The organism is Rhodanobacter sp. PCA2, from assembly GCF_013620825.1.
Classification (GTDB): Bacteria; Pseudomonadota; Gammaproteobacteria; order Xanthomonadales; family Rhodanobacteraceae; genus Rhodanobacter_A.
Map to the genome: position 1 here is coordinate 293,008 of NZ_NJIC01000009.1, position 13,071 is coordinate 306,078.

Below are 13,071 nucleotides of genomic sequence, written 5' to 3' on the forward strand. Positions count from 1 at the left end.
TATGGCAAAGACCTCGATGGTCAACCGCGACATCAAGCGGACCAAGCTCGTCCAGAAGCACGCTGCCAAGCGCGCCGAACTGAAGGCGATCGTGCTGAGCCCCACCGCCTCCTACGAGGAGAAGATGGAAGCCCAGGGCAAGCTGCAGAAGCTGCCGCGCGACGCCAGCCCGGTTCGCCAGCGCACCCGTTGCGCGCTGACCGGCCGTCCGCGCGCCGTGTACGCGAAGTTCAACCTGGGCCGCAACAAGCTGCGCGAAGCCACCATGCGCGGCGACGTGCCCGGCCTGCGCAAGGCCAGCTGGTAAGACCCCACAGGGCGCGGCGGGCGCAAGCCCGTCCGGCCCGATGCGGCGGCCCGCCCCGGGGGCGGCAGCCGTTGGCGCATTCCACGCCGATGTTCGCAAAACCGGAAAAAGCTGCTATAGTCGGCGGTCTGCGCAACGCAGGCCGACGATCTGTCGGCATCACAATCTAGAAGATTTCCGGTCTTATCGGATATCGGTGCACTCTGAAGGATGTTTTCATGAGCATGACTGATCCCATCGCCGACATGTTCACGCGTGTCCGCAACGCTCAGCTGATGAGCAAGTCGACGGTACGCATGCCGTCGTCGAAGCTGAAGGTGGCCATCGCCAACCTTCTCAAGAACGAAGGCTACGTGCTCGACGTGCAGACCTCCCAGGAGGAGGGCAAGCCCGTGCTCGAGATCAAGCTGAAGTATTTCGAGGGCCGTCCGGCCATCGAGGCCATTTCCCGCGTCAGCCGTTCCGGCCTGCGCATCTACCGCGGCAAGGATGAATTGCCGAAGGTGCTCGGCGGTCTGGGCATCTCGATCATCTCGACGTCCGCCGGTCTGCTGACCGACGCGCAGGCCCGCGCCAAGGGCCTGGGCGGCGAAGTCATCGGCCAGGTCGCCTAAGGAGCCGACGATGTCACGTGTTGCCAAGAAGACGATCAACCTGCCGAAGGGCGTGGAGCTGAAGGCTGCGGCCGACGGCGTTTCCGTGAAGGGCCCGAAGGGCGAGCTGTCGGTCCACGCGCTGCCCGGCGTGTCCGTCGCGGTGGACGGCTCGGCCGTCAACATCCAGCTGGCCGAGGGCGCCGACGACAAGTTCGGCGGTACCGCCCGCGCGCTGCTGGCGAACATGGTCAAGGGCGTGTCCGAGGGTTACGAGCGCAAGCTGGAGCTGGTCGGCGTGGGTTACCGCGCATCGATGGCCGGCAAGGCGCTGAACCTGAGCCTGGGCTTCTCGCACCCGGTGGTGTTCGAGGCTCCGGCGGGAATCACCCTGGAGACGCCGTCGCAGACCGAGATCCTGGTCAAGGGCGCCGACAAGCAGGCCGTGGGCCAGGTCGCCGCCAAGATCCGCGCATTCCGCGCGCCGGAGCCCTACAAGGGCAAGGGCGTCCGCTATGCCGGCGAGAAGATCACCCTGAAGGAAGCCAAGAAGGCTTGAGTACGCTTTCCCTGCGTGTGGAAGCGGCCATCCATGGCCGCGCTACTCACAAGAGCACTGCGTACCTACCGCCGATCCGCTTTCGAGGAACATGATGATGAACAAGAACGAATCCCGCCTGCGCCGTGCCAAGTCCACGCGTGCGCGCATCCGCAAGCTGGCCGTGGCGCGCCTGTCGGTGCATCGCACCGGCCAGCATCTCTACGCCCAGGTGTTCGACGCCTCCGGCGACAAGGTGGTGGCGGCTGCCTCCACCTTGCAGAAGTCGGTGGCCGAAGGCCTGAAGGGCACCAAGAACCTGACCGCCGCCGCGGCGGTGGGCAAGGCCGTGGCCGAGCGCGCGCTGGCTGCCGGCGTCGAGTCGGTGGCGTTCGACCGCTCCGGCTTCCGCTACCACGGTCGCATCAAGGCGCTGGCCGATGCGGCCCGCGAGGCCGGCCTGAAGTTCTAAGCGCAAGGGTCGGGATTCCCTGAATTCCGCCCGGTACCAGCAACACACAACAACAAGCGGCCCAGCCGCAAGCAAAAGCCCCGGATGGTCCGGGCATACGGAATCGATAAATGTCTTCCAACGATCGCGAAAATTCCGACGGCCTGCTCGAGAAGCTGATTGCCGTCAACCGCGTGGCCAAGACCGTGAAGGGTGGCCGCCAGATGAGCTTCACCGCGCTGACCGTGGTCGGCGACGGCGAGGGCAAGGTCGGCTTCGGCTATGGCAAGGCGCGTGAAGTGCCGGTGGCCATCTCCAAGGCGATGGAGCGCGCGCGCCGCAACATGGTCAACATCGACCTGAACAACGGCACCCTGTGGTACGCCATCAAGGCCAACCACGGCGCGGCCCGCGTCTACATGCAGCCGGCCTCCGAAGGTACCGGCGTGATCGCCGGCGGCGCCATGCGCGCCGTGCTGGAAGTGGTCGGCGTGAAGAACGTGCTGGCCAAGGCGGTCGGTTCGCGCAACCCGATCAACCTGGTGCGCGCCACCATCAAGGGCCTGCAGGCGGTCGCCTCGCCGAAGCAGATCGCCGCCAAGCGTGGCAAGACCGTGGAAGAGGTGCTGGGCAATGGCTAAGAAGAACGAAACCGCCGGCACCGTGCGCGTGCGCCTGGTGAAGGGCCTGCGCGGCGTGCAGGCGCGGCATCGTCTCAGCGTCAAGGCGCTGGGCCTGAACAAGACCAACGACGTCCGCGAGCTGAAGGACAGCCCGCAGGTGCGTGGCCTGATCAACACGGTTTACTACCTGGTGCAGGTCGAGGAGTAATCATCATGCGTCTCAACGACATCAAGCCCGCCGCCGGTTCGCGCAAGACGCGCCTGCGCGTGGGTCGCGGCATCGGTTCGGGCCTCGGCAAGACGGCCGGCCGCGGCCACAAGGGCCAGCACGCCCGCGCCGGCGGCACCCACAAGTACGGCTTCGAGGGCGGCCAGATGCCGCTGCAGCGTCGCCTGCCCAAGGTCGGCTTCCGCTCCAAGCTGAAGGCCGAGAGCCAGCAGGTGTTCCTGTACCAGCTCGCCGGCCTCAAGGCCGACGTGATCGACGCGATCGTGCTGCATCAGGCCGGCCTGATCGACAGCCGCGCGAAGAAGGTCAAGGTGGTGCTGAAGGGCGAAATCGGTCGTGCGGTGAAGCTGTCGGGCCTGCTGGCCACGGCTGGCGCCAAGGCTGCCATCGAGGCGGCCGGCGGCAGCGTGGAGTAATCACGTGGCTCAAGCCAAGGGCAACGCACTCGGCAAGCTCGGCAAACTGACCGAACTGCGTCAGCGCATCTTCTTCGTGATCGGTGCGCTGGTGGTGTTCCGTCTCGGTTCGTTCATCCCCGTGCCGGGGGTGAACCCCGACGCGATGACGAACCTGGTCCAGGGCAACGGCCTGATGGACATGTTCAACATGTTCTCGGGCGGCGCGCTGGAGCGTTTCTCGGTGTTCGCGCTGGGCGTGATCCCGTACATCTCGGCGTCCATCGTGGTGCAGATGATGGGTTCGGTGATCCCGAGCCTGCAGGCGCTGCGCAAGGAAGGCGAGTCCGGCAAGCGCAAGATGACGATGTATACGCGCATCGGCACCGTGGGCCTGGCGCTGTTCCAGTCCTTCGGCATCGCGGTGGCGTTGCAGAAGCAGGTCGCGGCCGGCGGCGCGCCGGTGGTGTACACCCCGGGCTTCGGCTTCGTGCTGGCCTCGGTGGTGGGCCTCACCGCCGGCACCATGTTCCTGATGTGGCTGGGCGAGCAGATGACCGAGCGCGGCATCGGCAACGGCATCTCGCTGCTGATCTTCGCCGGCATCGTGGCCGGGCTGCCGGGCGCGGTGGTGCACACCCTGGGCATGTCCAGCAACGGCGAGCTGTCGGTGCTGATGCTGCTGATCGTGTTCGCGATCGTGCTGGGCGTGACCGCGTTCTGCGTGTTCATGGAGCGCGCGCAACGACGAATAACGGTGAACTACGCGCGGCGTTCCGGTGGCCAGCGGGCCTACCAGAACCAGAGCTCCAGCCTGCCGCTGAAGATCAACATGTCGGGCGTGATCCCGCCGATCTTCGCGTCCAGCCTGCTGATGTTCCCGGCCACCGCGGTGAGCTGGTTCAGCACGGGCCAGCAGTCGCGCTGGCTGCAGGACCTGACCCAGGCGCTGAACCCGGGCGAGCCGCTGTACGACATCGTGTATTCGGTGCTGGTGATCGGTTTCGCGTTCTTCTACACCGCGATCGTGTTCAACGCGGATGAGACGGCGGACAACCTCAAGCGCTCCGGCGCGCTGATCCCGGGCATCCGTCCGGGTCGCGCCACCGCCAGCTACATCGACGGCGTGATGACCCGCTTGACCGGCGTCGGCGCGCTGTACCTGGTGCTGGTCTGCCTGGTGCCGTCGTTCATGCAGAAGTTCTGGCATGTTCCGTTCTATTTCGGCGGCACCTCGCTGCTGATCGTGGTGGTCGTGGTGATGGATTTCACGGCCCAGGTGCAGGCGCATCTGGTCAGCCATCAGTACGAAAGTCTGCTCAAGAAGGCCAATCTCCGTCGCAACTAGTGGCTGCTGGTGCGTACGGAGGGGTCGAAAAACCGGAAGGTTGGCGGCGTTGAGCGCCGCGGGGCTTTCCTGTCAAGGTAATTCAGGTTAAAATTGCGCGTTTACCGCGCACGAAAGCACTCGGAGAAAGCACATCATGGCGCGCATCGCAGGTGTCAATTTGCCGGTCCAGAAGCATGTCTGGGTTGGCCTGCAGAGCATTTACGGCATTGGCCGCAGCCGGGCCAAGAAGGTCTGCGCGGACGCTGGCGTGGTTCCCACCACCCAGATCAAGTCGCTCAGTGAGGGCGAAGTGGAAAAGCTTCGCGCGGAAATCGCCAAGTACGTCGTGGAGGGCGATCTGCGCCGCGAAGTGGGCATGGCCATCAAGCGCCTGATGGATCTGGGCTGCTATCGCGGCCTGCGCCATCGTCGCGGCCTGCCGGTGCGCGGCCAGCGCACGCGTACCAACGCACGCACCCGCAAGGGCCCGCGTCGCGCCATCAAGAAGTAACGGATCGAGAATATGGCCAAGCCTGTCAAGACCAAGAAGAAGATCAAGCGCGTTGTCACGGATGCCGTGGCCCACGTGCAGGCCTCCTTCAACAACACCATCGTCACCATCACCGACCGCCAGGGCAACGCCCTGTCGTGGGCGACTGCCGGCGGCGCGGGTTTCCGCGGTTCGCGCAAGTCGACCCCGTTCGCTGCCCAGGTCGCCGCCGAAAAGGCTGGCCGTGCCGCCGGCGACTACGGCGTGAAGACCGTGGAAGTGCGCATCAAGGGTCCGGGCCCGGGTCGCGAGTCGGCCGTGCGTTCGCTGAACGCCTTGGGTTACAAGGTGCTCAACATCATCGACGTCACGCCGATCCCGCACAACGGCTGCCGTCCCCCCAAGAAGCGTCGAGTCTAAGGAGTAGTCACCATGGCCCGTTATCGTGGAGCTACCTGCAAGCTCGCCCGCCGCGAAGGCGCTGATCTCAGCCTGAAGAGCCCGGCCCGCGCGATCGACTCCAAGTGCAAGCTGGAGAACAAGCCCGGCCAGCATGGCGCCAACAAGCGCATGCGCATGTCCGACTACGCCGTCCAGCTGCGCGAGAAGCAGAAGGTCAAGCGCATCTACGGCGTGCTCGAGCGTCAGTTCGGCAACTACTACACCAAGGCGTCGACCCTCAAGGGCAACACCGGCGAGAACCTGCTGCGCCTGCTCGAGAGCCGCCTGGACAACGTCGTCTACCGCATGGGCTTCGCGGTCACCCGCGCCCAGGCCCGCCAGCTGGTTTCGCACAAGGCGGTGCTGGTCAACGGCAAGAAGGTCAACATCCCGTCCTACCAGGTCAAGCCTGGCGACGCGATCGCGCTGACCGAGCGCGCCCGCACCCAGCTGCGCGTGCAGGAAGCGTCGACCGTGTTCGACACCATGGACCTGCGTCCGGGTTGGGTCGAGGTCGACAGCAAGAAGTTCGAAGGCACGTTCAAGGCGGTGCCGGATCGCGGCGACCTGCCGACCGACATCAACGAAGCGTTGATCGTCGAGCTTTATTCGAAGTAATCACCGGAGCTCTGCATGGCAGTTTCGTCAACTAGCGTGCTGCGGCCACGCGGCCTCAGCGTCGAACAGCTCGGAGCCAATCGCGCCAAGGTGGTGGTCGAGCCGCTCGAGCGCGGCTTCGGCCACACCCTGGGCAACGCGCTGCGGCGCGTGCTGCTTTCCTCGATCCCCGGCAGCGCCATCGTCGAGGTCGAGATCGACGGCGTGCTGCACGAATACACCACGCTCGAGGGCCTGCAGGAGGACGTGATCGAAGTCCTGCTGAACCTCAAGGACGTGGCGATCCGCCAGCACACCGGCGACGAGGTCACCCTGACCCTGTCCAAGAAGGGCAAGGGCGTGGTCACGGCCGGCGACATCGTCGTCGACCACTCGGTGGAGATCATCAACCCCGAGCACGTGATCTGCCACCTGACCAAGGACATCGCGCTCAACATGCGCCTCAAGGTGCGTCGCGGCGTGGGTTACCAGCCGGCCAGCTCGCGCGTCCATCCGGACGACGAGGCTCGCCCGATCGGCCGCCTGCAGCTGGACGCGTCGTTCGCGCCGGTGCTGCGCGTGGCCTACGAAGTGGACGCCGCTCGCGTCGAGCAGCGCACCAACCTCGACAAGCTGGTGCTGGACATCGAGACCAACGGCACCATCGGCGCCGAGGATGCGGTGCGCAAGGCGGCCGAGATCATCAACGACCAGCTGTCGGTATTCGGCGATTTCTCGCGTCGCGAGAGCGCCACCGACAAGGCCGAGAAGAGCGGTTTCGACCCGCTGCTGCTGCGCCCGATCGACGATCTGGAGCTCACCGTGCGTTCGGCGAACTGCCTGAAGGCCGAGAGCATCTACTACATCGGCGACCTGGTGCAGAAGACCGAGGTCGAGCTGCTGAAGACCCCGAACCTGGGCAAGAAGTCGCTCACCGAGATCAAGGACGTCCTTGGCTCGCGCGGCCTGGCCCTGGGCATGAAGCTCGAGAACTGGCCGCCGGCCGGCCTCTCGCACGGCATGCAGCTTGGTTGATGAGTCACTGGTGCGATCGTCCTTGATCGCCGTGTAGCTCAATCTTGGCCAGGGCGTGCATAGCGCCCTGGCCAAGCGCCAAAAGCGGCCATCCATGGCCGCACTCCTCACGAGAGCTGTCGCTCCGGTGGGGATGCTTAAAAAGAGCCTTGGTTTTGACGAGGCCATAAAAGCGGGCAACCGCGGGGTGTCGGACACAGGTGCCGGCGCTTCATAACAACAGACCCTTAGAGAGAGTATTCCGCCATGCGCCACATGAAATCCGGTCGCAAGCTCAACCGCACCAGCGCCCACCGCGAAGCGATGTTCAAGAACATGGCTTCCTCGCTGTTCAAGCACGAGCTGATCCGCACCACCCTGCCCAAGGCCAAGGAACTGCGCCGCGTCGCCGAGCCGCTGATCACCCTGGCCAAGACCGACGGCGTCGCCAACCGCCGCCTCGCCTTCGCGCGCCTGCGCGACAAGGAAGCGGTGGGCAAGCTGTTCGTGGAGCTGGGCCCGCGTTACCGCGAGCGTCCCGGCGGCTACCTGCGCATCCTGAAGTGCGGCTTCCGCGACGGCGACAACGCGCCGATGGCCTATGTCGAGCTGGTCGGCCGTCCGCAGGCCGAAGCGGTCGACGCCGAGTAAGCGTCCGCACATACGGACTTCCAGACGTCCGAACGAGAACCCTGGCCGGGCGACCTGCCGGGGTTTTTCATGTCTGCGTCAAGACGTGCGTTGCCCCGATGCTGACAGTCAGCCGGCAAGCGGGTAATGTCATGTTTCCGCTCCTTGCCATGCCGTCCATGAACCCCTTGCGTTGCTCGTTTCGCGTCAGCCTGCTGGCCGGTTTCCTGGTCTGCGCCGCCCTGATCGGTTTTGCGCTGTACGCGCAATACGTGCTGCAGATGGATCCGTGCCCGCTGTGCATCCTGCAGCGCGTGGTGTTCATGGCGCTGGGCGTGGTGTTCCTGCTGGGCGGCCTGCATGCGCCGCGCGGCGGTGGCCGCTGGGTCTACGTGGGCTTGCTGGTGCTGGTCGCGCTGGTCGGCATCGGCATCGCCACGCGGCATCTGTGGATACAGTCGCTGCCGCCCGGCCAGGTGCCGAGCTGTGGCGCGCCGCTGGGCTACCTGCTGGAAACCCGTGCCGGCAACGGCGGCCTGGTCGGCGTGCTGCTCAAGGTGCTCAGCGGCTCCGGCGAGTGCGCCGCGGTGCAGCCCATCCTGGGCCTTTCGATGCCGTGGTGGTCGCTGATCTGGTTCGTCCTGCTGGGCGCCTGGGCGGTCGTGGCCGGTGCGCGTCGCCCGAAGGGAGCACGTCGATGAACGGGATGTCGCCAGCGGTATTTGCCGCCGACTGGACGCCTGCCTCGTGGCAGGGCCGCACGGCGCTGCAGCAGCCGCAGTACGAGGACGCCGCCGAGCTGGCGCAGGCCACCACGCAACTGGCGGGGCTGCCCCCGCTGGTGACCTCGTGGGAGGTGCTGGCGCTGAAGCAGGCGTTGGCCGAGGCGCAGGAAGGCCGGCGTTTCCTGCTGCAGGGCGGCGACTGCGCCGAGAGCTTCGCCGACTGCAGCAGCCCCATCATCTCCAACCGGCTCAAGGTGCTGCTGCAGATGAGCCTGGTGCTGGTGCACGGCCTGAAGCAGCCGGTGCTGCGGGTGGGGCGGTTCGCGGGGCAGTACGCCAAGCCGCGCTCGGCCGACACCGAGACGCGCGACGGCGTGACCCTGCCCAGCTTCCGCGGCGACGTGGTCAACAGCCCCGGCTTCACCGCCGCCGCGCGCCGCCCCGATCCGCAGCGGCTGATCCGCGCCCACGCCCATTCCGCGCTGACCATGAACTTCGTGCGCGCGCTGATCGACGGCGGCTTCGCCGACCTGCACCACCCCGAGTACTGGGATCTGGCCTGGGTCGAGCACTCGCCGCTGGCCGCCGAGTACCGCCGCATGGTGGCCGGCATCGGCGATTCGCTGCGTTTCATGGAAACCCTGGCCGGGCCGATCGCCGGCTTCTCCAAGGTGGACTTCTTCACCTCGCACGAGGCGCTGCTGCTGCACTACGAGCAGGCGCTGACCCGCCAGGTGCCGCGCCACCCGGGCTGGTTCAACCTCTCCACCCACTTCCCGTGGATCGGCATGCGCACCGCGGCGCTGGACGGCGCGCACGTGGAGTACTTCCGCGGCATCCGCAACCCGGTCGCGGTGAAGGTCGGCCCCACGGTCACCGCGGAACAGTTGCTGCCGCTGATCGACGCGCTGAACCCGCACGACGAGCCGGGCCGGCTCAGCCTGATCCACCGCATGGGCAACGCGAAGATCGCCGACGCGCTGCCGCCGCTGCTGGAGGCGGTGAAGCGCGAGGGGCGGCGCGTGCTGTGGGTGGCCGATCCCATGCACGGCAACACCGAGAGCACGTCCAACGGCTACAAGACGCGTCGCTTCGACAACATCCGCGGCGAACTGGACCAGGCGCTGGACATCCACGCTGCCGCCGGCACGCGGCTGGGCGGCGTGCACCTGGAACTCACCGGCGAGGACGTCACCGAATGCACCGGCGGCGCGCGCGGGCTGGGCGAGGCCGACCTGGAGCGCGCCTACAAGTCCATGGTCGATCCGCGCCTGAACTACGAGCAGTCGCTGGAACTGGCGATGCTGATCGTGCGCAAGTCGGCGGGCGTGCACGCGGACTGATCCCGCGGGCCGCCGGTGCGGGGCGGCGGGGAACCTGTCGGGCGCGGACGCGGTCATTCTGCGGGATGGCCCGCGTCGCGGGCCCGGGGCAGAGGGGACATCGACCATGCGCTCATTCAAGGCATTCCTGCAGCGCAACCGCGGCTTCATCGTGTTCCTGCTGTGCATGTTCATGTTCCGCAGCGCCGTGGCGGACTGGAACGTGGTGCCCAGCGGCTCCATGCTGCCCACCATCCGCATCGGCGACCGCATCTTCGTGAACCGCGCCGCCTACGACCTGCGCGTGCCGTTCACGCATCTCTCGCTGTACCACGTCGCCGACCCGCAGCGCGGCGACATCGTGATCGCCGATTCCAGCGCCGCCGGCGAGCGGCTGGTGAAGCGGGTGATCGGCGTGCCGGGCGATGTGGTGGCGCTGCGGCAGAACGTGCTGTGGGTGAACGGGCAGCGCGCGAGCTACCAGCCGGCCATGGTTGCCGGCGTGGCCGCGGACCGCGACAACCCGGCCAGCTACGCCAGCGAGGACCTGGGCCGCCTGCATCACCTGGTGCGCCTGTCGCGCTGGCCGGGACCGGTCAGCAGCTTCGGCCCGGTCGCGGTGCCGGCCGGGCGCTACCTGCTGATGGGCGACAACCGCGACGACAGCATGGATTCGCGCTACTTCGGCTTCGTGCCGCGCGACGAGATCGTGGGGCGCACGCGCTACGTGGCGATCTCGCTGGACCCCGCCCGCCACTACCTCCCGCGCAGCGGCCGCTTCGGCGCGTCGCTGGATTGACGCCCGCGCGCCGGCAGCCGGTGACCATCGTCATCGCGGATACCTGATGCGCGCGGCTTGTGCACCGGCCGGCCATCCCGGAGGATGACCACGCCACCGGGAGTAGCGCCATGTCCACGAACGCCGCCGCGCCGTTGCCGTTGATCGACCGCTGGACCCTGGTCGGGCTGAGCCTGCTGCTGTTGCCGTTGCTGACCATGGCGCACGAGCTGGGCGGCCATGCGCTCAGCTGCGTCGCGCTGGGCCAGCGACCCAGCGAGCTGGGCGCGTACTACATCGAATGTCCCGGTGCGGTCGGCTGGCCCGGGCGGCTGGTGGCGATGGCCGGCACCGGCATGGACGTGCTGCTCGCGGTGCTGGCCTTTCTCGCCTGGCGCCGCAGCACGCGGCCGTTGCCGCGGCTCGCGCTGTGGATCGTGTTCGTGGTGAAGGGCATGGTGGCGGCCGGCTACTGGCTGTTCTCCGGCGTCAGCGGTTTCGGCGACTGGGGCCCTGGCGAGGGCGGCGGGATAGGGCCGCTGCCGGCGCCGTGGCTGTGGCGCATCGTGCTGACGGCAGTGGGGCTGGTCGCCTACATCGGCGTGGTGAAGCTGGCGATCCGCAGCCTGGGCGCGATGCTGGGCGGCGGCGAGCAGGCGGCGCGCACGCGCCGGCAGGTGGCGCTGACCGTGTACATCGTGGGCGGCGTCAGCGCGCTGCTGGTGGGGCTGCTGAATCCGCACGGCATCGTGATCACGCTGTTGTCCGCGGTGGCCGCCTCGTTCGGCGGCACGGCGGGCCTGTTCAACGTGGCCTATGGGCCGGTGCGGCCGGAAGCGCCCGCCGCGTTCCGCATAGCCCGGCATCCCGCGCTGCTGGTCGCCGGCCTGGCGACGACGCTGGCGTTCGCCCTGGTGCTGGGGCCCACGCTGTACCTGCATTGAGCCCCGGCGGCGTGCGTGCTCAGCGTCCCGGCGCCACCGGCTTGCCGCCCACGGTGTCGAGGAATTTCGGCGGCTGCCATGCGTGCGTGTGCTGCTCGAAGCCGTAGGCGATGCCGATGAGCGCGGGTTCGCTCCACTTCGCGCCGAACAGCACGATGCCTACCGGCAGCCCGTGCGCCCAGCCCGCGGGCACGGTGATCGAGGGATAGCCCGCCACCGCGGCCGGCTGCGACACGCCGCCGATGGTCGGGTCGCCGCTGACGATGTGGTCGCCCAGCACCGGATCGGTCACGAAGGCCGGGCCCCACGACGGCGCGAGCAGTGCGTCGAGGTGCTGTGCCTTGAGCGCCGCATCGATGCCCTCGGGGCCGGACAGTCGTTTCGCCTTGGCCAGCGCCTCGCGGTAGGCCGCGTCGCTGAGCGGGCCCTTGGCCTGGGCCTGCTCGAACAGCTCCTGCCCGAACCACGGCATCTCCTCCGCGGCGTGCGCCTTGTCGAAGGCGATCAGGTCGGCCAGCGTGTGCACGGCCAGGCCGGTGCGCGTGGCGAGGTAGGCGTCGATGTCGTGCTTGAAGTCGTACAGCATCACGGTCATCTCGGCGTCGCCGAGTTCGCGCAGGTGCGGCAGCTTCACCGGATCGACGACGATCGCGCCCTGCGCCTTCATCGTGGCGATCGCCGCGTCCAGCACGCGGTCGGCATTCGGCTCGTTGCCGGCCAGTTCGCGCACCACGCCGATGCGCTTGCCTTTCAGGCCGTCGGGGTCGAGGAATTTCGTGTAGTCGGTGGCGTGCCGGTCGGCCTCGGCGGTGGCCGGGTCGCGCGGGTCGCTGCCGGCGATCGCGCCCAGCAGTGCGGCGGCATCGGCCACGCTGCGCGCGATCGGGCCGGCGGTGTCCTGGTTGTGGCTGATCGGCACGATGCCGGCGCGGCTGACCAGGCCCAGCGTGGGCTTGATGCCCACCAGCCCGTTCATGGCGGCGGGGCAGATGATCGAGCCGTCGGTCTCGGTGCCGACCGCCGCCGTGGCAAGCCCGGCGGCCACCGCGGCGGCCGAGCCCGCGCTGGAACCGCAGGGATTGCGGTCCAGCGCGTAGGGGTTCCTGGTCTGGCCGCCCACCGCGCTCCAGCCGCTGGAGGCGTGGCTGGAGCGGAAGTTCGCCCACTCGCTGAGGTTGGCCTTGCCGAGGATCACGGCGCCGGCGGCGCGCAGCTTCGCCGCCACCGTGGCGTCATGCGGTGCCGGCGCGGCCTGCAGCGCCAGCGAGCCGGCGGTGGTCGACTCGCGGTCGCCGGTGTCGATGTTGTCCTTCAACAGCACGGGGATGCCGTAGAGCGGGCCGTGCGCCTTGCTGCGTTTTGCGTCGAGCGCGGCGGCGATCTTCAATGCGTCGGGGTTGGTTTCCAGCACCGCGTGCAGCGCGGGGCCGTTCTGGTCGATCCGGTGGATGCGGTCGAGGAATTGCTGCGTCAGCGCGTGGCTGTCCAGTGCGCCGTCGTCCATGCGCTGCTGCAACCGGGCGATGGAGGCCCAGGCATCGTCGTGCTCCTGCGCGCACAGCGGCATGCCGGCGAGCAGGGTGGTGGCGAGCAGGGTACGGGCGAACAGTCGGCGTGGCATGGCATCCCCCGGGGCGCGAGGCGAGGTGGCGCGCCAGCCAAAG

18 protein-coding genes are annotated in these 13,071 nt (G+C 67.9%); 17 read left to right on the forward strand and 1 reads right to left on the reverse strand.

All coding sequences use genetic code 11. The annotated features are described in order from the left end of the window. Window position 1 precedes the first annotated feature (1 nt). The 17 genes from rpsN (at window position 2) to PCA_RS03580 (ending at window position 11,407) form a co-directional block, all read left to right on the forward strand. Window positions 2-307, forward strand: a complete 306-nt coding sequence (rpsN, locus tag PCA_RS03500) for a 30S ribosomal protein S14 (RefSeq protein WP_181300999.1) — start codon at window positions 2-4, stop codon at window positions 305-307. Between the two features lie 218 nt (window positions 308-525). Further along, window positions 526-921, forward strand: a complete 396-nt coding sequence (rpsH, locus tag PCA_RS03505; protein WP_181301001.1) for a 30S ribosomal protein S8 — start codon at window positions 526-528, stop codon at window positions 919-921. A 10-nt stretch (window positions 922-931) separates the two neighbouring features. Further along, window positions 932-1,459, forward strand: a complete 528-nt coding sequence (gene rplF / locus PCA_RS03510) for a 50S ribosomal protein L6 (RefSeq protein WP_181301003.1) — start codon at window positions 932-934, stop codon at window positions 1,457-1,459. 91 nt (window positions 1,460-1,550) lie between these two features. Next, window positions 1,551-1,910: a 50S ribosomal protein L18 gene (gene rplR / locus PCA_RS03515; RefSeq protein WP_181301005.1), complete on the forward strand. Its 360-nt coding sequence runs from the start codon at window positions 1,551-1,553 to the stop codon at window positions 1,908-1,910. Between the two features lie 110 nt (window positions 1,911-2,020). After that, complete coding sequence (gene rpsE, locus PCA_RS03520; RefSeq protein WP_181301007.1) at window positions 2,021-2,530, forward strand: 30S ribosomal protein S5; 510 nt, start codon at window positions 2,021-2,023, stop codon at window positions 2,528-2,530. Further along, window positions 2,523-2,720, forward strand: a complete 198-nt coding sequence (gene rpmD, locus PCA_RS03525) for a 50S ribosomal protein L30 (protein WP_181301009.1) — start codon at window positions 2,523-2,525, stop codon at window positions 2,718-2,720. The genes rpsE and rpmD overlap by 8 nt, the downstream gene beginning before the upstream one ends. Next, entirely contained in the window at window positions 2,720-3,157 is a 438-nt protein-coding gene (gene rplO, locus PCA_RS03530; protein ID WP_343204401.1) for a 50S ribosomal protein L15, read from the forward strand. The genes rpmD and rplO overlap by 1 nt, the downstream gene beginning before the upstream one ends. Before the next feature lie 4 nt (window positions 3,158-3,161). Then, window positions 3,162-4,484, forward strand: coding sequence for a preprotein translocase subunit SecY (secY, locus tag PCA_RS03535; protein WP_181301013.1), 1,323 nt, complete (start codon window positions 3,162-3,164; stop codon window positions 4,482-4,484). 136 nt (window positions 4,485-4,620) lie between these two features. Next, the gene (gene rpsM, locus PCA_RS03540) at window positions 4,621-4,977 is read left to right on the forward strand and encodes a 30S ribosomal protein S13 (RefSeq protein ID WP_181301015.1); all 357 of its coding nucleotides are present in this window, start codon (window positions 4,621-4,623) and stop codon (window positions 4,975-4,977) included. Window positions 4,978-4,989: 12 nt separating this feature from the next. Beyond that, the gene (gene rpsK / locus PCA_RS03545; protein ID WP_007513384.1) at window positions 4,990-5,376 is read left to right on the forward strand and encodes a 30S ribosomal protein S11; all 387 of its coding nucleotides are present in this window, start codon (window positions 4,990-4,992) and stop codon (window positions 5,374-5,376) included. Window positions 5,377-5,388: 12 nt separating this feature from the next. Continuing rightward, complete coding sequence (gene rpsD, locus PCA_RS03550; protein WP_181301022.1) at window positions 5,389-6,015, forward strand: 30S ribosomal protein S4; 627 nt, start codon at window positions 5,389-5,391, stop codon at window positions 6,013-6,015. Between the two features lie 15 nt (window positions 6,016-6,030). After that, window positions 6,031-7,029, forward strand: a complete 999-nt coding sequence (gene rpoA, locus PCA_RS03555) for a DNA-directed RNA polymerase subunit alpha (RefSeq protein WP_181301024.1) — start codon at window positions 6,031-6,033, stop codon at window positions 7,027-7,029. A 246-nt stretch (window positions 7,030-7,275) separates the two neighbouring features. Beyond that, window positions 7,276-7,659 (forward strand): 50S ribosomal protein L17, encoded by a 384-nt coding sequence (gene rplQ, locus PCA_RS03560; protein ID WP_181301027.1) that lies wholly within the window; start codon window positions 7,276-7,278, stop codon window positions 7,657-7,659. Window positions 7,660-7,817: 158 nt separating this feature from the next. Beyond that, window positions 7,818-8,339, forward strand: coding sequence for a disulfide bond formation protein B (locus PCA_RS03565; RefSeq protein ID WP_181301148.1), 522 nt, complete (start codon window positions 7,818-7,820; stop codon window positions 8,337-8,339). A gap of 5 nt (window positions 8,340-8,344) precedes the next feature. Continuing rightward, on the forward strand, window positions 8,345-9,706 hold the full coding sequence (locus PCA_RS03570) for a 3-deoxy-7-phosphoheptulonate synthase class II (RefSeq protein WP_181301150.1): 1,362 nt from the start codon (window positions 8,345-8,347) through the stop codon (window positions 9,704-9,706). 106 nt (window positions 9,707-9,812) lie between these two features. Continuing rightward, window positions 9,813-10,484 (forward strand): signal peptidase I, encoded by a 672-nt coding sequence (lepB, locus tag PCA_RS03575; protein WP_181301029.1) that lies wholly within the window; start codon window positions 9,813-9,815, stop codon window positions 10,482-10,484. A gap of 110 nt (window positions 10,485-10,594) precedes the next feature. Beyond that, on the forward strand, window positions 10,595-11,407 hold the full coding sequence (locus PCA_RS03580; RefSeq protein WP_181301031.1) for a hypothetical protein: 813 nt from the start codon (window positions 10,595-10,597) through the stop codon (window positions 11,405-11,407). Window positions 11,408-11,426: 19 nt separating this feature from the next. On the opposite strand, the gene PCA_RS03585 is transcribed toward PCA_RS03580, so the two are convergent. Then, window positions 11,427-13,028, reverse strand: a complete 1,602-nt coding sequence (locus PCA_RS03585) for an amidase (protein ID WP_181301033.1) — start codon at window positions 13,026-13,028, stop codon at window positions 11,427-11,429. Window positions 13,029-13,071 lie beyond the last annotated feature (43 nt).